Genomic DNA, 22,252 nt, shown 5'->3' on the forward strand with positions numbered 1-22,252 from the left:
CTAATGGCTACAAAACAGAAAATCCTCATTGTTGACGATGACAATAATATTGCAGAGCTGGTAGCTCTCTACCTTACAAAAGAATGCTTTGAGACTAAAATCGTAAATGATGGCGAGGAAGCCCTGAAGCAGTTCCATATTTTTCACCCGGATCTGATCCTTCTGGATCTGATGCTTCCGGGAATCGACGGATATCAGGTATGTCGTGAGATCCGCCATACCTCCGATGTACCGATCATCATGCTCTCCGCAAAAGGAGAGACTTTTGACAAAGTTCTCGGCCTTGAGCTTGGAGCTGACGACTACATTATCAAACCATTTGATTCCAAGGAACTGGTGGCACGTGTCCGCGCAGTGCTCCGCAGATTCCATGTGAAATCTCCATCTTCTGCTCCGAAAGAAAAATGTGTTTCCTACCCGGATCTGGTGATCAACCTCACCAATTATTCAGTAACATATATGGGACACCAGATAGATATGCCTCCAAAAGAACTGGAACTTCTTTATTTCCTGGCTTCTTCTCCGAATCAGGTTTTTACAAGGGAGCAGCTTCTGGATCATATCTGGGGATATGAATACATCGGCGACACCCGCACCGTAGACGTACATATCAAACGTCTCCGCGAAAAGATCAAGGATAATCCAAACTGGTCACTTTCCACAGTCTGGGGCATCGGCTACAAATTCGAGGTAAAGGCCTGATGAAACAGCATCTTTACCGCAAATTGCTGATACTCTATTTTGCCATCGGAGGAATCTGCTTTCTGCTGCTTTCCTCCGGAGGATCTTACCTTGTAGAAAAAAAGCTGGAAAAAACTACCGGTGCTTCTCTTTACCGCACAGCCAGCCATATCGCATCCCAGGAGGAGATCCGGCAGGCTGTAAAAAATCCGGACAATGATCAGATTTCCCTGGCTCTGAATTCTGCAGCTGCTTTTCAGAATGCAGACTTCTGGATCATGGATACAGATGGAACTGTTCTTATCAATACCAGTAAGAATACTTCTGATTCCGTTGAGATTACTGTTAAAAATTTCCGGCCTTCCGATTACAAAGATACCGATTATTCTTCCGGTACCTTTTATGGGGCATTTAAAGAAACGCATTTAAGCACTGTTGTCCCTGTCAAAGATACAGATCAGATCATCGGATATCTTGCAATCCATTATCCAATGAAAAACCTCTACGAAAGCCGCAGCAATATCGTAGAGGTCATGATCGTAATCTTTATTGTTATTTATGCACTGTTTTTCAGCTTCCTGCTGGTCTATTTCTTCCGGGTACATAAACCTTTAAAGGAAATCCTGAAAGGTGCTCTGGAATTTGCCAACGGAAATCTTTCCTATACGATCCCTGTAGATTCTGAAGATGAGATGGGATATCTCTCCCACTCCCTCAACTACATGGCAGACAAGCTGAACAAAAACGGCGAGTACCAGAGACAGTTTATCTCTAATGTGTCCCACGATTTCCGTTCTCCGCTGACCTCCATCAAAGGTTACGTGGAAGCCATGCTGGATGGCACTATCCCGCCGGAAATGCAGGAGCGTTATCTTAAAATTATCGCTTTTGAATCCACCCGCCTGGAGAAACTTACCAGAAGTCTTCTTACCTTAAATGAGCTGGATGTGAAAAAGCGAATGATGCACATGCGCCGCTTTGATATTAATGAAACCATCCGGACCACTGCTGCATCTTTTGAGGGCACCTGCTCAGAACGGAATATCCGGCTGGAACTTCCCCTTGCAGGAAAAGAACTCTTTGTCCGTGCGGATATGGAACAGATCCAGCAGGTACTGTACAATTTACTGGACAACGCCGTAAAATTCAGCAATGATAATTCATCTATCACACTGGAAACCACTGTCAACCATGGAAAAGTTTTTGTCTCTGTAAAAGACCACGGAACCGGAATCCCCAAAGAGAGTCTTTCCAAAATATGGGACCGCTTTTACAAAATCGATGCCTCCCGCGGAAAAGACCGCAAAGGAACCGGCCTTGGACTTGCAATTGTAAAAGAGATCATCAATGCACATAAGCAGAACATTAATGTGATCAGTACAGTAGGTGTTGGAACTGAATTTATCTTTACACTTGAAAAGGCCAAATAAGCAGAAAACCTCTGATTCAAATAACTGTAAAATATACTTTTTTACATTTTTACAGTTCATTCGAAACAGAGGTTTTTTGTTTCCCTGCACTCTATTATTTCTATAAGATTCTCACAAGTCCGCTTTATCTACTTCCATTCATAATTCCGAAGATGACCTTCCAGATTCATATGTGCAAAATTATGCTGACGCAGTGCCTCGTAAAGCACAATAGCAACAGAATTACTTAAGTTCAATGATCGGATATCCCCGATCATCGGAATCCGCACACATGTCTCCTGATTATTCACCAGGATATTCTCCGGAATACCTGCACTTTCTTTTCCAAACATAATAAAGCAGTCATCCTCATACTGCACATCTGTATAAGTCTGGGGAGCTTTGGTTGTTGCGTAATAAATCTTCGCTCCCGGATTCTTTTTAAGAAAATCCTCATAATCCAGATATCTTGTCACATCCAGATGCTCCCAGTAATCCATACCTGCACGCTTGATAGCCTTCTCATTGAGCCGGAATCCAAGCGGCTCGATCAGGTGCAGCCTGGTTCCTGTTGCCACACAGGTTCTTCCGATATTTCCTGTATTCGCCGGTATCTCCGGCTCATGGAGTACAATGTTTAAAACTCCCATTTATTTTCCTCTTTTCTGCATAACATCATTTCCCGGCCGTTCCAGATATCTTGCATTTCCGCCACTGTAAAGAAGCCTGTCATTTCCGGAATTCGTCTGTCCGATCACAGCGGCCATGATTCCTTCTCTTCTCAGCTCCTGCACAAAAGCATCTCCGCCCTGGATTCCCAGAAGCACGCTTCCTCCTGACATAAGCTTATAAGGATTCACATCAAATATCTCACAGATTTCTATGGTCTCCTGCCGGATCGGCACACTGCGAAGGTCCACTTCAAGTCCCACACCGGAAGCCTCTGCCATCTTCCAGAGAGCAGCCAGAAAACCGCCCTCACCCATGAGATATCTGGCACTGGCTCCTGCTTTCGCTGCCATTTCCCAGACTTTATTGTTCTCTTCTTTCATTCCTGTGCCGTAAACTTCCGGAAGTCTTCTGGCATCCTCCAGAAACCGTTCTGCAAAAACCGCTCTCAGTCTGTTACGATTATTTTCCGTGATCCACGCTGTTCCCTCTGCTGCCACAGGCCCTGCCACGATCAGCTCATCGCCGGGATTAAGCCTCCCATCAATTTCTGCCCGCAAAGCCTCTAGGGCTTTTTCCCCAAGTTTCATAAATAACCATCCTTAGTAAATGATCAGCGAAAGTACAGTCGGAACTACCATTGCAAGTACCAGAATAACTGCGATGATCGCTGTGATCACTTTTCTTTTTTTTGGATCAAACATTCCCATAATTTTTATTCACCTCGTCTGTGATATCTGTTAATCTCGCGTTGTTTGTCAGTGGATCTCTGTCTGTATAATCAAAAAGCGTGATCTTTCCATCCCGGAATACTTCGATGTGTGCTGTTTTCGGAATCTTCTTCTCTTTGCGGTAAGCCCAGATCATACGCTCATATGGTTTCTGATCCGATGCAAAAGCTGGCCTGCTCTTCAGATTCTCTCTGAGATAAAGATCCAGAAGCATAACATCCGAAAGCTTCTCCAGAGGGATCTCACTGTGTTCTCCGGCAAATTCCATAAGGATCTCATAGCGTCTCATCCTGGAATGAGAGATCTCAGAATAACCTCTCTTCTCATAAAATCTGCCAAGTACCTCATACATCCGGAACGGATCTTCGAAATATCTTTCCAGAAATACAAGAGTATTTTTGAACTGACCACTATTATAATACACTTCCACCATACTTTCCACCATTTTCAGTCTTAAAATTTCGCCGTAAGTAAGCCACGCTGTAGAAAGCACCTCATATGGCTCCCTGTCTTTATAAAGAATTTTGTACTCTTCCGTCATCTCCATCATATGGGAACCCTTGAGTACTTTCAGGAAGCCAAGCTGAAACTGTTCCGGATGCAGAGCATATACATCGCAGAAAGATTTATGAAAACTCTCATATCCCTCATAAGGAAGCCCTGCAATAAGATCCAGGTGCTGATGAATATTGCCAAAACTGTGAATCTGATCTACGATCCCTTTCAGTTTCTGAAAATCCATAGTCCTGCGAATGGCCCTGATCGTCTGCGGATTGGTAGACTGCACCCCGATTTCCAGCTGGATCAGTCCCGGACGCATGGTTTTCATCAGTGCAAGTTCTTCTTCCCGCAAAAGATCTGCTGAGATCTCAAAATGGAAATTGGTGACTCCATTATCATGTTCTGTGATATAACGCCAGATCGTCATTGCATGATCATGCTTGCAGTTAAATGTACGATCTACAAATTTCACCTGCGGGACCTTATTATCAATAAAAAACTGCAGCTCTTTTTTTACAATTTCAATATCACGGAATCGAAGTTTCTTATCAATAGACGAAAGACAGTAACTGCAGGAAAAGGGGCAGCCTCTGCTGCTTTCATAATAAATGATCCTGTTTTTGAACTCTTTAAGATCCTGATATGCAAAAGGAACTTTACTGAGATCCATCAGTTCTCTCCATCCTGTGTGTACGATATCCGGGACTTTGTCCTCATTTCGGAAAGCCACTCCTCTGATTTCTTTCAGATTTTCCGGTTTTCCTTCTATATAATGGCCTGCCAGTTCCTGAAAAGTCTCTTCGCCTTCTCCGACCATTACACCAGAAAAAGCAGGATTACTTCTCAAAAACTTCTCCGCGTCATAAGACACCTCCGGACCTCCTGCCCAGAAATCTGCATCTGGAAGGATCTTCATCAGATCCGGAACCAGTTCTTTTACAAAAGACACATTCCAGATATAGCAGGAAAAGCAAATGACATCCGGCTGTTCCAGATAGATATCTTTCAGGATCTCATCCCTGATCTGATTGATCGTATATTCCTTGATTACAACCTGCGGACTGTATTTACCAGAACAGGATTTTAAGTTGTACACCGCCAGATTGGAATGGATATATTTCGCATTGCATGCTGCAAGTAATATCTTCAAATTTATGTTCTCCTCGTCTCTGCTGAAACATGCATCTGTCAAGCAGACAAGATCATCTGCATTCGGTTAAAATGGGCATGTTAAGCTTTTTTTCATTTTTACACTCTGATAGATTATACCGTTCCTGTTTCCATATGTAAATAGTTATGCCTCACATTACTATTGCGTTTCCTACCAAATCAGAGTAAAATCACAGTAATTGCCAACACCTCAATTCAGCATGGTACACAGCTGAAAATATCATTTCATAAGGAGAGTGCTATTTAATGGACAGAAACAGTTGTCTGAATTATTTTCAGGCTTTTCCTTTCTGGGAACATATGACTGCTGAAGATCAGAATTTTCTTCTTGATAATATCCGGGAACTTCATTATCCTGCCGGTGCTGCCGTGCAGTCTGAGGAACGCCAGTGCCTGGGAACTCTTTTTCTCCTGAATGGAGTTCTCCGTGTTTATCTGCTTTCCGCTCAGGGAAAAGAGGCCACTCTGTACCGTTTAAGGGACAATGATATCTGTACCCTCTCTGCTTCCTGCATGCTTTCTGCCATTACTTTTGATGTTCAGATCGATGCAGAGACAGACTGTGACCTACTGCTCCTCCCGGCTGTGCCTTTTTCCAGACTGATAAAGAACAATATCTATCTGGAAAACTTCATCTACAAACTGACAACCGAACATTTTTCTGATGTGATATCCGGAATTGAACGAACTTTTTTTCTTACACTTCCTCAGCGCATTGCCGCATTTCTTCTGGATGAAGCTGCTGACACCGGATCTGATGAACTCAGTCTCACCCAGGAAGCAATTGCCCGGTCTATTGGAAGTGCAAGAGAGGCTGTCAGCCGCAGCCTGAAAAAAATGAACAAAGACGGCTCCATCCAGATCTCGCGGGGATCGATCCGCATTCTGGATAAGAGCCGTCTCTATAAAATGATGAATACTTATTGATCTTTCCTTACTGAAGTGCTGCCTCAAGTTCTGCTTTCGCTGTCAGTCCTACATAACGTGCAGCCTCCTTGCCACCTTTAAATACCAGCAGTGTAGGAATACTCATAATCTTATACTGCTGTGCAAGGGACGGTTCTTTATCTACGTCTACTTTACCAACTTCATATCCTGCTTCTGCAAGCTCCTCAATGATCGGTGCCTGACGTCTGCACGGTCCGCACCAGGTTGCCCAGAAATCTACCAGTACTGGTTTCTCTACATTTAATACCTCTGTCTCAAAATTGTCTGTTGTAAAAACTTTTGCCATGATAAAATTCCTCCTTATGATTTAATCAGCCCACTGTGGGCTTTCTGTAACTGTTATAATTGTTATCATTTTCTGCGTTTCTTCCTTTTTTATACTGTCCCTTGCTTACGCCTGGGATTTCAAAAGCTTCCGCACATACTGACAGGCGGAAAGTCCTGCCTGCGCTCCGTCATGTACAGCCTTGGCTACCTGAAGAAGTCCTCCTGTACAGTCTCCTGCTGCATACAGTCCCGGAACTGTTGTCTCCATCTCCTCATTCACACGGATGTTTCCCTTTTCGTTAAGCTCTGCTCCGATCTGACGGGCCATCTCTGAACTTCCTGCAGTCCCAAGTGCCACAAAAACACCTTCTGCTGGTTCGAATGACGAAACTTCCTCTCCAGCTTCCTGCAGGCTCACATCACCTTTCAGGCGGATTCCGGAAACACGCTCATCTCCTTCGATTGCCTGGATCTTCATAGTATTGACATCAATGGAATTCTCCCTTGAAAATTCCGGTTTCTTTCCATCTGTAAAGATCGTTACATGAGATGCTGTATGGGAAAGCTCTTCTGCTTCATGAAGAGCGAAATCACTGTTTCCCAGAACTGCCACTTCCTTATCGCGGTAAAAGAACGCATCGCATACTGCGCAGTAGCTGACGCCTTTTCCCTCAAATTCTTTTACACCTGGGATCTTTGCGGACGCTCTCTTGCTTCCTGTTGCAAGGATCACGCTACGAGCTTCAAAATCTCCTTCTGTTGTCTTCACTTCAAAAGTATCAAAACCACCCATTCCAACAACCTGGGCATCCAGGATACGAACGCCAAGCGCTCTGGCCTGGTCAAGACCTCTCTCAAAAAGGTCTTTTCCGGAAAGTGGTTTCTCCAGTCCGTAATAATTCTCGATCTTCTCTGCTTTTTCCAGAGAGCCGATTCCTGTATTTATGATCAATGGGTCCATGTTGCCTCTTGCTGCATAGAGAGCTGCTGAGATTCCTGCCGGACCTGCACCTACAATAATGATATTTTCCAATTCAGACACCTTCTTTCTTCTGCTTCGTTATGATCTGCTTTATAATATACGCTCTGCATCTGCCTGTTTCTGTGATCAAGTCACTTTTTCTCACATGGATCATTATATCACATCTTTGAAAAAAATATCTATTTTGTTTTATACCCCACCTTCAAAATGCCCTGAAATCTTGCACCCACCATTCTTCTATGCTATTATTATAACAGTTTTGCTTATGCAGGATCATTACATTATGAATTCACTGTATTTCACTGTATTTTAAATAAATAACCAAAAAGGGAGATCTACTTATATGAGAAGTTTTGAATATTTTACCCCCACAAAAGTTATCTTTGGAAAAGATACTCATCTTCAGATCGGCACACTTTTAAAAGACCAGCACTGTAAAAAAGTACTGATCCACTACGGTGGACACAGTGCTGTAAAATCTGGTCTGATCGATGAGATCAGATCAGTTCTGGATGAATCAGGCATTTCTTACGTCACCCTGGGCGGTGTCGTTCCCAATCCACGTCTCTCCAAGGTAAGGGAAGGCATTGAGCTTTGCAAAAAAGAAAACGTTGATTTTCTTCTTGCAGTAGGCGGTGGCAGCGTTATTGACTCCTGTAAAGCTATCGGCTATGGACTGGCTAACCCGGATACTGATGTGTGGAATTTTTTTCTCCGCACAGAAACACCGAAAGCCTGTCTGCCAGTAGGTGTCATTCTTACCATCGCAGCTTCCGGAAGTGAGATGAGCAATTCCTGCGTCATCACGAATGAAGAAGGCTGGCTGAAGCGAAGCACTGCACGCAATGATCTGTGCAGACCGCGTTTTGCCATTTTGAATCCGCGCCTTACATATACACTTCCTCAGTATCAGACTGAAAGCGGCTGTGTGGATATTCTGATGCACACCATGGAACGGTATTTCGTAAATATTGAGACAATGGAGATCACCGACAGTATCAGCGAATCTCTCATGCAGACAGTGATCTATAATGCCCGCATCCTGATGAAGGAGCCGGATAATTACACTGCAAGAGCTGAAATTATGTGGGCCGGGAGCCTTTCCCACAATGGACTTACCGGTTGCGGAACAGGTGGCGGTGATTGGGCCTGCCATCAGCTGGAGCATGAACTTGGAGGAGCTTACGATGTAGCACACGGTGCCGGACTTGCTGCACTGTGGGGAAGCTGGGCTCGTTATGTTTATGATGCAAATCCGGAACGTTTTGCACAGTTTGCTACGAATGTATTCGAGATTCCGTGCAGTCTTGATTTCAGTAAAACTGCTCTTGCAGGTATTGAGGCAATGGAAGATTTCTTCCGTTCTATCAATATGCCGACCAGCCTGCATGAACTTGGTCTTGACCTTACAGAAAAAGGAATCCACGATCTGGCATTCAAATGCAGCTTTGAAGATACCCGTACCATCGGCATATTCAGGCAGTTAAATATGAAAGATATAGAAAAGATCTATCTGGCTGCCAGATAACTGATCTCCTGTTTTCCAGATCAGATAGATATTGGCAACCTGCAGGGAGCTTCCCTTATTCAATTAACTATTGCAGATGTTTTTTGAAAAATCCGATTTTTATAAAAATATCTGCATTTTTATTTTTTCCTTGCAATTTGTACATAAATGTGTTAAAGTAACAAAGTACTCGAAAGAGAAATGCCCAGATAGCTCAGTTGGTAGAGCAGAGGACTGAAAATCCTCGTGTCGCTGGTTCGATTCCGGCTCTGGGCATTATTTTTTTATCCGTAAAAAGGATTTCCATGTGCAAGATCCTTTTCCAATTACAAAAACTCTGGCAGCAGATGGATATGTATGTATCTTCTGCTGCCAGAGTTTTTATTTTCGGCCCTCTTTTTTTCTTTTACTGAAGCAGATAAACTTCTGTATAAAATACGCCTTTCTGCTCTGCCTCTGAATGTGTTGCCACATAGACATCAATACAGTTGGTACGAATCGCACCACCACAATCCTCCGCAACATACACCTGTCCGTTGATGACCACTTTAGAACCATATGGAATCTGACTTGGGTCTACAGCTATCGTTCTATTAGTTGTGGCCGTTACACCAGTAGAGGTAATTCCATTAGCCCATGGTCCGCAGCAAATACTGCACGGACAGTAATGGGTGATCCTGAAGGTTCCCAGCGGCTTCAATGTTGCATCGGAGGCAGCTGATACCGGTGTTCCGATCTGCACACCGCTGGCCGTTGTACCTGAACCACCTGTGGAAGTTACCCCATCCACTGCATCTGCAAAAATCCCCTCACCGGAGCTCTTGGTAAGAGAACCTGCCTTGGTTTTCTTCTCCTGCTCGGCCTTAGCCACTTCAGTCTCCTGATACCCTTCCAGGCAGCTGGTCGGAATATAGCCTGTCTGTTCTGTACCATTATCATCTGTGTACACAATACGGCTCCAGATATCATCTACCGTACCTGTTCTTTTCAGTTCATCATCCTCAAGTACTTCACCTACAACTTCGCCGTCTTTTCGTCCAGGATAATCGAAAATGTCACTGTCCGATGCTACTGTGACTGTGTCTGTAAATTTATTTACAGTTTCTGTGTCACTGAGTACGCTGTCCTGAACATAACCGCTGATCTTATCTTCTCCATCTTTCTGGAAAGTAACCTTGCTCCATCCATTGTCACAAACTGCAACCCGCTCCAGTTTTGTTCCAAGAAGCACGGAACGGAGCTCTGTGCCGCTTTCCCCCGGATTGGATCTGATTGCTGTGTTTTTCGCTGTAACATAGAGTGTGTCACTTTTTGCCAAAGCATTTACTGTATTTCCCGCCCCGTCATCAACCTGAAACTGCTGGGCTGTTTTTTTCTCCTGTGTATATGTATTCAGTGTTGCTTCATATCCTGAAATCTCTGCGGATACTGATGCAGGGAACAGCATGTAAGCACACAAAATAACTGCAAGAAGCCTTTTTCGCATATAAAATCCTGCCTCCTTTTCCGGCATTCTGCTGTTTGTCCCGACTATCATAGCATATCGGCTCCTATTTTGCAATTTTACAGAGCTGTCTTCAGAAAGATTTAATAAAAAGATCACATTTCTTAACTGGTCAAATCCGCTCACACCGGGTAGAATATATTTATGAATACAAAAAGACCAAAACCAAAATTAACCAAAAAACAACGCCACCTTCTCCGTGTACGCCAGGTGCGCAGACAGAAATTTTTTCTCTTCTGTATCTTCCTTTTGATCATACTCAGTCTCATTGTATGGTTTGTACACTTCCCGGGAACCAGAGAAAATACTTATCAGATCAATGCTTCCTGTGAATCTTACCGCGAAGAAGTTACTGATATAGCGGTGCAATATGATATGTCGGATTACGTAGATCTGATCCTTGCAGTTATGATGCAGGAAAGCTCCGGACAGGGAACCGATCCCATGCAGTCCTCAGAAGGTGCTTATAATACACAGTATCCACAGGAGCCCAATGGAATCACAAATTCTTCTTATTCTATTACCTGCGGAATCCAGGAACTGAAATATGCCCTTGAAAAAGCCGGTTGTACAGGCCCTTCCGATCTTACCCATATCCGCCTTGCACTTCAGGCCTATAATTTCGGTGCAGATTCCTACTTCTCCTACCTGGAGAAAAATGGGGAAACGGTCTGGACTACAGAAAGTGCCCAGGCTTTTGCACAGATGGCAAGCGGAGGAAGAAAACGTAATGAGGATGATCCCCTCCATGATCCCGCAGGTCCATGGGATTACGGTGATCAGTACTATCCGGATCATGTACTGCGGTATTATCCCATTGCTGATGAATCATAGAATATTTTATGAAAAAACTTTACCATCTGCTTCATGATGTCCTGCCGAAACGACAACAACAAGTTTTGTATAAATTTTTCAAAAAAATCCAAAAAAATATTTGACATATACAAAAATCTATGATATCATATGTCTTGTCGATGAGGAAAACACTTCATCTTCAAGACATATGCGATAGTGGCGTAGTTGGTAACGCGCGACCTTGCCAAGGTCGAGACCGCGGGTTCGAGCCCCGTCTATCGCTCTTGAGAACTCTGAGAGAATTCAGAGTTCTTTTTTTATGCCATATAATCAAACATTCACTACTTTTACGATACTCTTACTTCAGACAATATTCCCCTTAATTATCCAACTTCTCTTTATCCACTTGAAGGTTACTTAATTCAGTTATAAAAAATCCCGGATTCAGAACTTTACACTTTCCAAATCCGGGATATTTTTAACGTATTTTCTGTTACAGAAATCGAATATCTGTTGCTGTTCACTCTATGACCAGCTACATTTTTTTCTTTCTATGATCTTTCCCTATATCTTAGTGATGGAACAGTCTGATTCCAGTAAATGCCATAACCATTCCATATTTATTGCAGGTATCAATAACAGCATCATCACGGACAGATCCGCCTGGCTCTGCAATATATTTCACTCCACTCTTATGCGCACGCTCAATGTTATCACTGAACGGGAAGAAAGCATCAGATCCAAGAGTTACATCTGTAAGTCCATCCAGCCATGCTCTCTTCTCTTCCTTTGTAAATACTTCCGGCTTCTCTGTAAAAGTTTTCTCCCATGCACCGTCAGCCAGAACATCCATATACTCCTCACCGATATAAACATCAATGGCATTGTCTCTCTCTGCACGTGTGATCGTATCTTTAAATGGAAGATTCAGAACCTTCGGGCACTGGCGGAGGTACCAGTTATCTGCTTTCTGACCGGCAAGACGTGTACAGTGAACACGGGACTGCTGTCCTGCACCAACACCGATCGCCTGTCCGTCTTTTACAAAGCATACAGAATTGGACTGTGTATATTTCAGAACGATCAGGGAAACTTTAAGGTCTCTTTTAGCTTCCTCGGTAAGTTCCTTATTCTCCGTAACAATATTGGAGATCAGCTCATCATCAATAGCAAGTTCCTGACGGCCCTGCTCAAAAGTAACACCAAATACCTGTTTGTGTTCCAGCGGTTCCGGAACATAATTCTCATCAATCTGGATCACATTGTAGTTGCCCTTTTTCTTCTGTTTCAGGATCTCAAGCGCTTCCTCTGTATATCCCGGTGCAATAACTCCGTCAGAAACCTCTCTCTTGATCAGCATTGCTGTATCCTTGTCACATACATCAGAAAGAGAAATAAAATCACCGAAGGATGACATACGGTCTGCACCTCTCGCTCTTGCATAAGCACATGCAAGCGGTGAAAAATTCTTCCAGTCCATATCATCTACCCAGTAAATCTTGGCCAGTGTCTCATTCAGTGGAAGTCCGATGGACGCACCTGCAGGAGATACATGCTTGAAAGAAGTTGCTGCAGGAAGTCCGGTTGCTTTCTTAAGATCACGCACAAGCTGCCAGCCATTAAAAGCATCCAGGAAATTGATGTATCCAGGTCTTCCGGAAAGTACCTGGATAGGAAGTTCACTTCCGTCTGCCATGTAAATCTTAGATGGTTTCTGATTCGGGTTGCATCCATATTTTAACTGTAATTCTTTCATAAAAAAAATCCTCCGTTCTGTGTGATACTGATAATTTCATCGCAGCTGTATACTCAGCTTGTTATTTATTCTTATTCACGATCCTTGACTCATATTTTCCGGTTTCAATGTCAATGAAACGAACAAAGAGAGAAACTTTATTATCCTGATTCAGGCTCTCCCAGAGAAGGTTTGTAAAGTCATCAATATCATTCGGGATTTCTACAGGCTTCGGCTCTCCCTCAAAACTCGGAAGTGGATTTCCATCGCATTTATAAGTATGGATAAAACGTCCCTGTCCTGCAGCTGCATTCTCATAGGCGAATGTATAACGAAGACAGGAATCCGGATTACCGTTATTGCTCTTTAAAATAGACATTGCATAGTTGAATCTGCCATTCTCTACGTGCAGAACACCGGAAATACGAGGTGTATAGTTCGGTGCGTCTGGCTCAAATTCTCTGGTTCGGAGGGACTGCTCAAAAGTAAGCTGTCTGTCCATTCCCTCATAAATGGTATCTGTCTGGTCGCCGTTTGTTACGATCGTCTTGTTTCCAAGGACACGTACCGGTGCGTAGATGATAAGGCTCGGGTCTGTAAGCTTGGACGGATCAAATGCCTGTGTGCGGATTCCCTCTCCATCCTCAACAAAAATACGATTTCTGCTGTTCTCGCTTCTTCCCATGATAAAATATGCAGTAACAGCATGCTTTCCGTCTGCGGAACGTCCGATCACGATTCCTCTTCCTGGGTAGGAATTTTCTTTCAGTTCTTTTTCAAGTGAAAATGTAGTCATTTTTCACAGTCCTCCTTATCTAATATACGGCCCGGGGATCATTCCAGGTATCAGCAGGTAACAAAAAACCGCCTGGACACCCCATTAACAGGCTGCCCAGGCGGTCGGCTTCTTAAATACACTGCACTCCCTGTAGGTAATCCTACTCTCCGCCAGTCATGCAGCTTCTGTTGTTATACTACAATACTTCTTCTGAATTTTCAAGTCCTAATTTTCTGAAATTGTTTTCAATTTTTTTATTTTCCCTGCAATTCATAATCCGTCTGGATCTGTGCTGCAATGTCAGACTTCATCCGGAACCATGCATCCGGGTTTTCCACATAATATTTGGGACAGTCTTTTCCTGTAACATCGTAATGCCGAATCACCTGATCCGTATCCAGCCCAAAACGGGTACAGAGCCACGCCGTCAGCTTCACTGCCGAACTATATGTTGCATCATTAAACTGTCCCGTCTCATCCGGATGGCAGCATTCAATGGATATGGTATCCACATTTCTGGCATTAGTAGCATAGGACATTTCTGAAGTAGGAATACACTGCACCACTTCCCCATCCAGTCCTACCACAAAATGACTGCTGACTTTATTATCCTGCGTTGTGGCAAGATTCTCAAAATAATTCCGGTTGGATATAGCTGTTGAACCTGGATTCGCTGTATAGTGAATCGCTATATAATTCACCTGTTCAATAGGAATCTGAGGCCTGGAATAAGAATTTGGCGTAAGAAGTTCCACATCAATATACGGAGCACCTTCTGCCTGCCATTGTTCCTGCCCACCGCCCTCACTGCTTTGCTGTGACCAGCTCTGTTGATCTATTTCAAGTCCGCTCTGCTCTATCCTCATCTCAAAAAATCCATATCCAAGGGCACACACAGCCAGTACAACGATCACAATTACCACTGCCAGCACAATATGTTTTAAAATATTCTGCGGTTTCTTTTTTCGGGAAGATTTTTTTCTTCTGCCAGCTCTGTCCGATATTCCAGAAATATTTTTTCCTGAAGAAGTTCCCTTTACGGAAACAGGCCGTCCATTATGGGACGGCCTGGGTGACTTCTTAACTGTCTTGCCTGCTTTTCCTTTATTATTCATCTACACTGTAGTTTGGAGCCTCTTTTGTGATGTGGATATCATGTGGATGTGACTCCTTAAGGGATGCAGCGGAAATCTTGATGAATCTGCCTGTTGTCTTAAGCTTCTCAATATTCTCTGCTCCGCAGTAGCCCATACCGGATCTTAAACCGCCGATCAGCTGGAATACAGTATCCTCAACATGTCCCTTATATGCAACTCGTCCCTCAACACCTTCCGGAACAAGCTTCTTGGCATTTTCCTGGAAATAACGATCCTTGCTGCCGTTCTCCATAGCGGCAATAGATCCCATTCCACGATATACTTTATATTTTCTTCCCTGGTAGAGTTCGAATGTTCCCGGACTCTCATCGCATCCTGCGAACATACTTCCCATCATGCAGACATTGGCGCCAGCTGCAATAGCCTTGGTAATATCTCCGGAATACTTGATACCGCCATCTGCGATAATCGGAATTCCGTAACGGTCTGCAACTTCATAGCAATCCATAACTGCTGTTACCTGTGGAACACCGATACCTGCAACAACACGTGTTGTACAGATAGATCCAGGTCCGATACCAACCTTAACTGCGTCTACACCAGCCTCGATCAGAGCCTTGGTAGCTGCACCTGTTGCAACATTACCTGCAATAACCTGAAGTTCCGGATATGCAGCCTTGATCTCGCGGACTGCTTTTAAGATATTCTCGGAATGACCATGTGCGGAATCGATAACGATAACATCCACGTTAGCCTTAACAAGTGCATCCACACGTGCAAGTACATTAGCTGTGATACCAACTGCTGCGCCACAGAGAAGACGTCCCTGTGCATCCTTAGCTGCCAGAGGATATTTAATCTGTTTCTCGATATCCTTGATGGTAATGAGTCCCTTTAAATTAAAGTCATCATCTACAATGGGTAATTTCTCCTTACGAGATTTCGCGAGAATCTTCTTGGCATCCTCAAGTGTGATTCCTTCCTTGGCTGTGATCAGTCCCTCAGAAGTCATGCACTCCTTGATCTTTCTGCTGAAGTCTGTCTCAAACTTAAGATCACGGTTTGTGATGATGCCTACAAGCTTTCTGCCTTCTGTGATCGGAACACCGGAAATACGGTATTTCGCCATCAGATCATTGGCATCTTTCAGTGTATGTTCTGCTGAAAGATAAAATGGATCTGTAATAACACCGTTCTCAGAACGTTTAACCTTATCAACCTCTTCTGCCTGTGCCTCGATGGACATGTTCTTATGAATGATACCGATACCACCCTGTCTAGCCATGGCGATAGCCATTCTGTGCTCTGTAACTGTGTCCATACCCGCACTCATCATGGGGATATTCAGCTTTACTTTCTTGGTTAAATACGTTGAAACATCTACCTGATTCGGAATTACTTTAGAATAAGCCGGAACCAGCAGGACGTCATCAAACGTAATGCCATCACCAATAATAGTACCCATTGCATTTCCTCCCTTTTGTAAGATATTTTAAATTTGTGAACTAGTGTAACAAAAAACAAGTTTCATGTCAATCCAAAAAAACTTTACTTGGTGCAGAATTTTTCATGGTGTTTGCAAGGGCATCATCCAGTTCCAGGATCACTTTACAGGTTTCACCGCCATCTCTGGTAATCATTGCATAGCGTTTATGATCCTCAATGCCGGAAGAAAAATCCATTGTTTTCATCTTCTGATTACCATTGTAATAGTCCATTCTGTGGGAATTAAGAGGAGCTACAATATCTGCTTCCGCAAGCTGGAGAGATTTCACTCTTTTTCTCTTGGACTTTGACATGATCATATCGATATCCAGTTCACCGTTAACAAACAGATACTCGTATTCCAGATCTGTTTTCGGTATCACAAAATAGCATGCAACGCCAAGAGCGATAGCCGGAACCAGAAGAAGACCATTGAGAATAAGCCCCCCAAGGACCATGATCACAGTCAGGGCTATGAGGCCATACTTTACAACAAGATCCTTCCCTGTCTGTTTCTTCTTTACCAGAAGTTCTGAATATAAGTCACTCATTTGCTTCTTCCTTTCGTAATTTACTGATTTTTTTAAATTATAACATAAAAAGAGAGCCGCGTCCATGACGCAGGCCCTCTTATTTTGTGAATATTTTCACCTGCTTAGCTGATTATTACATCATTCCCATTCCCGGGTTTGCTGCCGGAGCAGGAGTATCTTCTTTGATCGTGGAAACTACAGCCTCTGTTGTAAGGAGTGTAGATGCAACGCTTGTTGCGTTCTGAAGAGCACTTCTTGTAACTTTGGCCGGATCAAGGATTCCGTTCTCAACCATGTTTACATATTTTTCATTCAGGGCATCGAAACCTGTACCAACCTCAGACTCTCTTACTTTGTTGATGATAACAGCGCCTTCCAGTCCTGCATTTGCAGCGATATGGAACAGCGGAGCCTCAAGAGCTTTCAGGATTACGTAAGCACCTGTCTTCTCATCTCCCTCAAGTGTTGCTGCAAGTTTTGCAACTTCTTTAGAAGCATGGATGTAAGCAGATCCACCTCCTGCGATGATACCTTCCTCGACAGCTGCTTTTGTTGCTGCAAGAGCATCCTCAAGACGAAGTTTTGCTTCTTTCATCTCTGTCTCAGTAGCAGCACCAACACGGATAACAGCTACGCCGCCAGCCAGTTTTGCAAGTCTCTCCTGAAGTTTCTCTTTATCGAACTCGGATTTTGTCTCCTCGATCTGTGCACGGATCTGCGCAACACGTTTTGCGATAGCGTCTTTGTCTCCAAGACCATCAACGATAACTGTGTTCTCTTTTGCAACTTTAACGGATTTAGCACGTCCAAGCTGCTCCATCTTAGCTTCCTTCAGGTCAAGACCAAGCTCATCGGAGATTACCTGACCACCTGTAAGGATTGCGATATCCTGAAGCATTTCTTTTCTTCTGTCGCCATATCCAGGAGCTTTGACAGCTACTACCTGGAATGTTCCTCTCAGTTTGTTTACGATCAGAGTTGTAAGAGCCTCGCCCTCAACATCCTCAGCGATGATAAGGAGTTTCGCACCAGCCTGAACAACCTGCTCAAGAAGCGGAAGGATCTCCTGGATGTTGCTGATTTTCTTATCTGTGATCAGGATGTACGGATCATCAAGAGTTGCCTCCATCTTCTCCATATCTGTTGACATGTATGCGGAAATGTATCCACGGTCAAACTGCATTCCTTCTACAAGATCAAGCTCTGTATGCATGGTCTTGGACTCCTCAACAGTGATAACACCGTCTTTGGAAACTTTCTCCATAGCGTCTGCAACAAGCTGTCCTACCTGCTCGTCACTTGCAGAGATTGCCGCTACATTAGCGATCTGTTCTTTGCCGTTGATCGTCTGGCTCATATTTTTGATTGCTTCTACTGCAACATCTGTTGCTTTCTTCATTCCTTTTCTGAGGATGATCGGGTTGGCACCTGCTGCCAGGTTTTTCATTCCCTCATGTACCATTGCCTGAGCAAGTACAGTAGCTGTTGTTGTACCATCACCTGCTACATCGTTAGTCTTGGATGCAACTTCTTTGATGATCTGAGCACCCATGTTCTCAAATCCATCCTCAAGCTCGATCTCTTTTGCAATGGAAACACCATCGTTAGTGATAAGCGGAGCACCGAAAGATTTATCAAGTACTACATTTCTTCCTTTCGGTCCAAGTGTTACTCTTACTGTATCTGCAAGTTTATTTACGCCAGCTTCCAGTGCTGCTCTGGCTTCTGCGCCATATTTAATCTCTTTTGCCATGATATAATGACCTCCTGTTTATATTGATATACGATAAGATGTTTATATTATTTAATAACTGCCAGGATATCTTCCTGTTTTACAATGATATAATCAGTTCCGTCCATCTTAACTTCTGTTCCTGCATATTTGGAGTAGATAACTGTATTTCCAACTTCTACTTCCATCTTAACTTCTTTACCGTTTACAATTCCACCAGGGCCAACTGCAATAACTTCTGCCTGCTGTGGTTTCTCCTGTGCCTGTCCTGGAAGTACAATTCCGGAAGCTGTTGTTTCTTCTGCTTCAACCTGTTTTAATACTACTCTGTCACCTAAAGGTACTAACTTCATGATCTATGTTCCTCCTTATCAGTTTCGATTTCGCTTGCTAGCACTCACTTTCTACGAGTGCTAATCACTATGGCTATATTAGTGAATTTTCATATTTTTCGCAACTCTTTTAAGATATGATAATTCTAATATATGCTCTTATTTTCTCATTTATTCTCTTGTTTTCTCATTTTTTCTTAATTTCAGTATTTATTTTAATTTTTTCAGCACATTCGATGTAAAAAAAGAGGCTATCCGGATAACGGACAGTCTCTTTCGTTACGTTCTTTATTATATAGCTCACAAACCAAGCGTATGCTTATGCTTTCTTATTTCTCTGTGCCTTAATCTCCTCCAGCTCATCGAAAATCACTTCATTAAGAACCTTAATGTAAGTTCCTTTCATGCCGGAAGAACGGGACTCGATCACGCCTGCACTCTCGAATTTACGCAGTGCATTAACGATTACGGATCTTGTAATACCCACTCTGTCAGCAATCTTGCTGGCAACAAGGATTCCCTCATCTCCATCCAGCTCGTCAAAAATATGGATGATAGCCTCAAGTTCTGAGAAGGACAGTGTACTGAATGCAGACTTCACGATCTGCTGCTTTCTGTCTTCTTCTGCATTCTCATCATGAACCGCACGCATCATCTCCAGGCCAACAACAGTTGTGCCATATTCACTGACGATGATATCTTCAATATCATAAGGGTGATCATTACGGTACATAAATAATGTTCCCAGTCTCTCACCTGCAATATCTATCGGATTCACGATTCCCTGATAATTTCCGGGTACATGCTCGAAACCAAGTGTCTGGAGATTGACATTCTCCTTTGTGGAAAGAACGCCGAGAAATCTCTCGTTCAATAACGGATCAATATGTCCTCCGATCTTATCGTCAATCAGCTCTGTGATCTCATCCACGCCAGGACAAATACTGACTCCCAGAACCTTACCTTTCTTGCTGAGTACCAGGATGTTGGAACTTAAGGTTTCCATGAGCACCTGGCAAATGTCGTTAAACACTACCTTGCTTGAACTGCTGTTATGCAGAAGCTTGTTGATTTTTCTAGTTTTATCTAGCAACTGAACGCTCATTTTTTCCTCCTTTCACTTTCGTACCTTGAAAGAAATCGTTTTTCTAGTCTAATATTACACGTTATTCTGGAAATTTACAAGACATTTTTATATTTTTTTCATTTTTAACGGGCTTTTCTGAAAATTGGTTGAAAAGCATCTATTCAATCAATCTTCATCTTTTGGCTTTTGTTCTACATATCCGCAGGTTTCCTGGCTGCAAACCAGCTTATTTCCCTTTTCGAGCATATAATTGCCACATTTCGGACATTTCTTTGCAGAAGGTTTCTGCCAGGACATGAAATCACATTCCGGATTATTCTCACATCCGTAATATTTTCTGCCTTTTTTCGTTTTTTTCATGACAATTTCGCCACCGCATTTCGGACATGCAACGCCGATTTTCTCATAATATGGTTTCGTATTACGGCAGTCCGGGAATCCAGGGCATGCAAGGAATCTTCCATGAGGTCCGTATTTGATCACCATGTTGCGTCCGCAGTTATCACAGATCACATCTGTGACTTCATCCTGGATATCAACTTTTTCCAGTTCTTTCTCTGCCTCATCCACATCGTGTTTCAGATCCGGATAAAAGTTTCGCACAACCGTCTTCCACTGTACAGTTCCTGCCTCAACACAATCCAGAAGTCCCTCCATGGTAGCTGTAAAGTTTACATCAACAATACTTGGGAACGCCTGCTTCATAATGTTGTTAACTACCTCTCCAAGCTCTGTTACATAAAGATTCTTCTGTTCCTTGGATACATATCTTCTGCTGATGATCGTTGTGATCGTCGGCGCATAGGTGCTCGGGCGTCCGATTCCCAGCTCCTCCATAGTCTTTACAAGGGAAGCTTCTGTGTAATGTGCCGGCGGCTGTGTAAAATGCTGCTCTGGCTTCAGCTCTTTCAGCTTCAGCTCCATGCCTTTCTCAAGACTCTGGCTCAACACATTGCCTTTCTTATCGTCTCCCTCTTCTGTGTATACAGACATAAAACCATCAAATGCGACCTTGGATGCCGCAACTGTAAATGTATACTCATCTGCTCCGATCTTAACGGATGTTGTATCATAGCGAGCCGGTGCCATTCTGCTTGCCGCAAAACGTCTCCAGATAAGCTGATACAACCTGAACTGATCTCTTGTCAGGGATTCCTTCACAAGAACCGGAGTTCTGGCAATATCAGTAGGACGGATTGCCTCGTGTGCATCCTGGATTTTCTGACCATTCTTAACTGCTTTCTCTATCTTGGAAACATAATCCTTACCATACTGTTCGGAAATATAATTTCTTGCTGCTGCATCTGCTTCCTCGGAAATACGGGTGGAATCTGTACGAAGGTAAGAGATAAGACCGACCGTACCGCTGCCTTTAACATCAACACCCTCATACAACTGCTGTGCAAGACGCATTGTTTTCTGTGTGGAAAAATTCAGTGTCTTGGCTGCTTCCTGCTGCAAAGTACTGGTTGTAAAAGGAAGCGGGGCATTCTTGATACGCTCGCCCTTTTTTACCTCTGTGATCTCGTATCTGCAATTTTCCAGTTTCTTCAGGATCTCTTCCATTTCCTGACGGTTTTTGATAAGAAGCTTTTTATCTGTTCCGTAGAACCTGGCTGTCAGAGGCTTCTTCTCGCCCTTAACCTGGAACTCGCCTTCCAGACTCCAGTACTCCTCCGGAATAAACGCATTGATCTCATCTTCCCTGTCGCAGATAATTCGAAGCGCTACAGACTGTACACGGCCTGCGCTTAATCCTCTCTTTACCTTCGCCCAGAGAAGCGGACTGATGGTATAACCTACCATACGGTCCAGCATACGTCTGGCCTGCTGTGCATCCACAAGATTCATGTCAAGCTCTCTGGCCTGCTTGATGGAAGCCTTGACTGCTGTTTTTGTTACTTCATTAAATGTGATTCGATGCATCTTTGCAGGATCTGTTTTCAGTGCCTGCATCAGGTGCCAGGAGATTGCTTCTCCCTCACGGTCGGGGTCAGTTGCAAGATAAATCTTATCTGCTTTCTTTGCTTCTTTACGAAGTTTCGCAAGAAGTTCTCCCTTACCTCTTATTGTAATATACTTGGGTTCAAAATCATTCTCTACGTCAATACCAAACTGGCTTTTCGGAAAATCCCTCACGTGACCGTTTGATGCTTCGACTGTATAATTCGCCCCCAAAAATTTTTTTACAGTTTTCATTTTAGCAGGTGACTCTACTATCACCAGATTCTTGGCCATTTTACCTCTCCTAATCTCATTCTGCCCCCTGTCCTGTGCTGCAGTGATTTTTCAAAATGCTGTAAGCAGAA

General features: G+C 43.4%; 20 protein-coding genes, 2 tRNA genes and 1 riboswitch. Of the genes, 7 read left to right on the forward strand and 15 right to left on the reverse strand.

Features of this window, described 5'->3' with window-relative positions; all coding sequences use genetic code 11:
• Positions 1 to 3: 3 nt before the first annotated feature.
• Together HFM85_RS12435 and HFM85_RS12440 are read left to right on the forward strand one after the other, a co-directional pair.
• Positions 4 to 702: a response regulator transcription factor gene (locus HFM85_RS12435; RefSeq protein WP_119239529.1), complete on the forward strand. Its 699-nt coding sequence runs from the start codon at positions 4 to 6 to the stop codon at positions 700 to 702.
• Complete coding sequence (locus HFM85_RS12440; RefSeq protein ID WP_173738493.1) at positions 702 to 2,111, forward strand: sensor histidine kinase; 1,410 nt, start codon at positions 702 to 704, stop codon at positions 2,109 to 2,111. Before HFM85_RS12435 ends, HFM85_RS12440 begins: the two co-directional genes overlap by 1 nt.
• Positions 2,112 to 2,239: 128 nt before the next feature.
• On the opposite strand, the gene trmL is transcribed toward HFM85_RS12440, so the two are convergent.
• The 3 genes from trmL to HFM85_RS12455 all read right to left on the reverse strand — a co-directional run bounded on the left by trmL (position 2,240) and on the right by HFM85_RS12455 (position 5,141).
• Entirely contained in the window at positions 2,240 to 2,740 is a 501-nt protein-coding gene (trmL, locus tag HFM85_RS12445; RefSeq protein WP_119239531.1) for a tRNA (uridine(34)/cytosine(34)/5-carboxymethylaminomethyluridine(34)-2'-O)-methyltransferase TrmL, read from the reverse strand.
• Positions 2,741 to 3,349, reverse strand: a complete 609-nt coding sequence (locus HFM85_RS12450; protein ID WP_173738494.1) for an AIR synthase-related protein — start codon at positions 3,347 to 3,349, stop codon at positions 2,741 to 2,743.
• 106 nt (positions 3,350 to 3,455) lie between these two features.
• Positions 3,456 to 5,141, reverse strand: coding sequence for a B12-binding domain-containing radical SAM protein (locus tag HFM85_RS12455; RefSeq protein ID WP_243097230.1), 1,686 nt, complete (start codon positions 5,139 to 5,141; stop codon positions 3,456 to 3,458).
• 266 nt (positions 5,142 to 5,407) lie between these two features.
• Here HFM85_RS12455 and HFM85_RS12460 point away from each other — a divergent pair, with 266 nt between their 5' ends.
• Positions 5,408 to 6,088, forward strand: coding sequence for a Crp/Fnr family transcriptional regulator (locus HFM85_RS12460; protein WP_173738495.1), 681 nt, complete (start codon positions 5,408 to 5,410; stop codon positions 6,086 to 6,088).
• Positions 6,089 to 6,095: 7 nt separating this feature from the next.
• On the opposite strand, the gene trxA is transcribed toward HFM85_RS12460, so the two are convergent.
• Together trxA and HFM85_RS12470 are read right to left on the reverse strand one after the other, a co-directional pair.
• A complete protein-coding gene (trxA, locus tag HFM85_RS12465; protein WP_173738496.1) occupies positions 6,096 to 6,395 on the reverse strand; it encodes a thioredoxin in 300 nt (99 codons plus the stop codon).
• A gap of 105 nt (positions 6,396 to 6,500) precedes the next feature.
• Positions 6,501 to 7,418, reverse strand: a complete 918-nt coding sequence (locus tag HFM85_RS12470; protein WP_334297459.1) for an NAD(P)/FAD-dependent oxidoreductase — start codon at positions 7,416 to 7,418, stop codon at positions 6,501 to 6,503.
• Positions 7,419 to 7,701: 283 nt separating this feature from the next.
• Here HFM85_RS12470 and HFM85_RS12475 point away from each other — a divergent pair, with 283 nt between their 5' ends.
• Together HFM85_RS12475 and HFM85_RS12480 are read left to right on the forward strand one after the other, a co-directional pair.
• Positions 7,702 to 8,886 carry an iron-containing alcohol dehydrogenase gene (locus HFM85_RS12475; RefSeq protein ID WP_173738498.1) on the forward strand — a complete coding sequence of 395 codons (1,185 nt, stop codon included), beginning with the start codon at positions 7,702 to 7,704 and terminating at the stop codon, positions 8,884 to 8,886.
• Positions 8,887 to 9,068: 182 nt separating this feature from the next.
• Positions 9,069 to 9,141, forward strand: a tRNA-Phe gene (locus HFM85_RS12480).
• A 130-nt stretch (positions 9,142 to 9,271) separates the two neighbouring features.
• Here HFM85_RS12480 and HFM85_RS12485 read toward each other — a convergent pair.
• Entirely contained in the window at positions 9,272 to 10,402 is a 1,131-nt protein-coding gene (locus HFM85_RS12485) for a 3D domain-containing protein (RefSeq protein ID WP_243873886.1), read from the reverse strand.
• Between the two features lie 111 nt (positions 10,403 to 10,513).
• On the opposite strand from HFM85_RS12485, the gene HFM85_RS12490 reads away from it, so the two are divergent.
• Positions 10,514 to 11,203, forward strand: coding sequence for a lysozyme family protein (locus HFM85_RS12490; RefSeq protein ID WP_173738499.1), 690 nt, complete (start codon positions 10,514 to 10,516; stop codon positions 11,201 to 11,203).
• Positions 11,204 to 11,374: 171 nt separating this feature from the next.
• A tRNA-Gly gene (locus tag HFM85_RS12495) sits at positions 11,375 to 11,447 on the forward strand.
• A 288-nt stretch (positions 11,448 to 11,735) separates the two neighbouring features.
• Here HFM85_RS12495 and HFM85_RS12500 read toward each other — a convergent pair.
• From HFM85_RS12500 to topA, 9 genes are all read right to left on the reverse strand, one after another.
• On the reverse strand, positions 11,736 to 12,920 hold the full coding sequence (locus tag HFM85_RS12500; RefSeq protein WP_173738500.1) for a phosphoribosylaminoimidazolecarboxamide formyltransferase: 1,185 nt from the start codon (positions 12,918 to 12,920) through the stop codon (positions 11,736 to 11,738).
• Between the two features lie 61 nt (positions 12,921 to 12,981).
• On the reverse strand, positions 12,982 to 13,695 hold the full coding sequence (locus tag HFM85_RS12505; protein WP_119239540.1) for an IMP cyclohydrolase: 714 nt from the start codon (positions 13,693 to 13,695) through the stop codon (positions 12,982 to 12,984).
• 87 nt (positions 13,696 to 13,782) lie between these two features.
• Positions 13,783 to 13,865: riboswitch (ZMP/ZTP riboswitch) on the reverse strand.
• A 66-nt stretch (positions 13,866 to 13,931) separates the two neighbouring features.
• Positions 13,932 to 14,792, reverse strand: a complete 861-nt coding sequence (locus HFM85_RS12510) for a peptidoglycan recognition protein family protein (protein WP_243873887.1) — start codon at positions 14,790 to 14,792, stop codon at positions 13,932 to 13,934.
• The gene (gene guaB, locus HFM85_RS12515) at positions 14,785 to 16,239 is read right to left on the reverse strand and encodes an IMP dehydrogenase (protein WP_119239541.1); all 1,455 of its coding nucleotides are present in this window, start codon (positions 16,237 to 16,239) and stop codon (positions 14,785 to 14,787) included. Before guaB ends, HFM85_RS12510 begins: the two co-directional genes overlap by 8 nt.
• A gap of 67 nt (positions 16,240 to 16,306) precedes the next feature.
• On the reverse strand, positions 16,307 to 16,810 hold the full coding sequence (locus tag HFM85_RS12520) for a DUF6106 family protein (RefSeq protein ID WP_173738501.1): 504 nt from the start codon (positions 16,808 to 16,810) through the stop codon (positions 16,307 to 16,309).
• A 115-nt stretch (positions 16,811 to 16,925) separates the two neighbouring features.
• Positions 16,926 to 18,545: a chaperonin GroEL gene (gene groL / locus HFM85_RS12525; protein ID WP_119239543.1), complete on the reverse strand. Its 1,620-nt coding sequence runs from the start codon at positions 18,543 to 18,545 to the stop codon at positions 16,926 to 16,928.
• 47 nt (positions 18,546 to 18,592) lie between these two features.
• Entirely contained in the window at positions 18,593 to 18,877 is a 285-nt protein-coding gene (gene groES / locus HFM85_RS12530; protein ID WP_119239544.1) for a co-chaperone GroES, read from the reverse strand.
• 298 nt (positions 18,878 to 19,175) lie between these two features.
• Positions 19,176 to 19,961 (reverse strand): GTP-sensing pleiotropic transcriptional regulator CodY, encoded by a 786-nt coding sequence (codY, locus tag HFM85_RS12535; protein ID WP_021975897.1) that lies wholly within the window; start codon positions 19,959 to 19,961, stop codon positions 19,176 to 19,178.
• Positions 19,962 to 20,108: 147 nt separating this feature from the next.
• Positions 20,109 to 22,181, reverse strand: a complete 2,073-nt coding sequence (topA, locus tag HFM85_RS12540) for a type I DNA topoisomerase (RefSeq protein ID WP_173738502.1) — start codon at positions 22,179 to 22,181, stop codon at positions 20,109 to 20,111.
• Between the last annotated feature and the right edge of the window lie 71 nt (positions 22,182 to 22,252).

The organism is Blautia schinkii (assembly GCF_013304825.1).
GTDB lineage: Bacteria > Bacillota > Clostridia > Lachnospirales > Lachnospiraceae > Blautia_A > Blautia_A schinkii_B.

Bases quoted from the DNA above. Each gene is read 5' to 3' on its own strand.
- HFM85_RS12490 (WP_173738499.1), top strand. From the start codon at position 10,514: ATGAATACAAAAAGACCAAAACCAAAATTAACCAAAAAACAACGCCAC.
- codY (WP_021975897.1), bottom strand. From the start codon at position 19,961: ATGAGCGTTCAGTTGCTAGATAAAACTAGAAAAATCAACAAGCTTCTG.
- HFM85_RS12460 (WP_173738495.1), top strand. From the start codon at position 5,408: ATGGACAGAAACAGTTGTCTGAATTATTTTCAGGCTTTTCCTTTCTGG.
- HFM85_RS12510 (WP_243873887.1), bottom strand. From the start codon at position 14,792: ATGAATAATAAAGGAAAAGCAGGCAAGACAGTTAAGAAGTCACCCAGG.
- trmL (WP_119239531.1), bottom strand. From the start codon at position 2,740: ATGGGAGTTTTAAACATTGTACTCCATGAGCCGGAGATACCGGCGAAT.
- HFM85_RS12485 (WP_243873886.1), bottom strand. From the start codon at position 10,402: ATGATAGTCGGGACAAACAGCAGAATGCCGGAAAAGGAGGCAGGATTT.
- HFM85_RS12440 (WP_173738493.1), top strand. From the start codon at position 702: ATGAAACAGCATCTTTACCGCAAATTGCTGATACTCTATTTTGCCATC.
- topA (WP_173738502.1), bottom strand. From the start codon at position 22,181: ATGGCCAAGAATCTGGTGATAGTAGAGTCACCTGCTAAAATGAAAACT.
- groL (WP_119239543.1), bottom strand. From the start codon at position 18,545: ATGGCAAAAGAGATTAAATATGGCGCAGAAGCCAGAGCAGCACTGGAA.
- groES (WP_119239544.1), bottom strand. From the start codon at position 18,877: ATGAAGTTAGTACCTTTAGGTGACAGAGTAGTATTAAAACAGGTTGAA.
- HFM85_RS12475 (WP_173738498.1), top strand. From the start codon at position 7,702: ATGAGAAGTTTTGAATATTTTACCCCCACAAAAGTTATCTTTGGAAAA.
- HFM85_RS12500 (WP_173738500.1), bottom strand. From the start codon at position 12,920: ATGAAAGAATTACAGTTAAAATATGGATGCAACCCGAATCAGAAACCA.
- HFM85_RS12505 (WP_119239540.1), bottom strand. From the start codon at position 13,695: ATGACTACATTTTCACTTGAAAAAGAACTGAAAGAAAATTCCTACCCA.
- guaB (WP_119239541.1), bottom strand. From the start codon at position 16,239: ATGGGTACTATTATTGGTGATGGCATTACGTTTGATGACGTCCTGCTG.
- HFM85_RS12520 (WP_173738501.1), bottom strand. From the start codon at position 16,810: ATGAGTGACTTATATTCAGAACTTCTGGTAAAGAAGAAACAGACAGGG.
- trxA (WP_173738496.1), bottom strand. From the start codon at position 6,395: ATGGCAAAAGTTTTTACAACAGACAATTTTGAGACAGAGGTATTAAAT.
- HFM85_RS12435 (WP_119239529.1), top strand. From the start codon at position 4: ATGGCTACAAAACAGAAAATCCTCATTGTTGACGATGACAATAATATT.
- HFM85_RS12450 (WP_173738494.1), bottom strand. From the start codon at position 3,349: ATGAAACTTGGGGAAAAAGCCCTAGAGGCTTTGCGGGCAGAAATTGAT.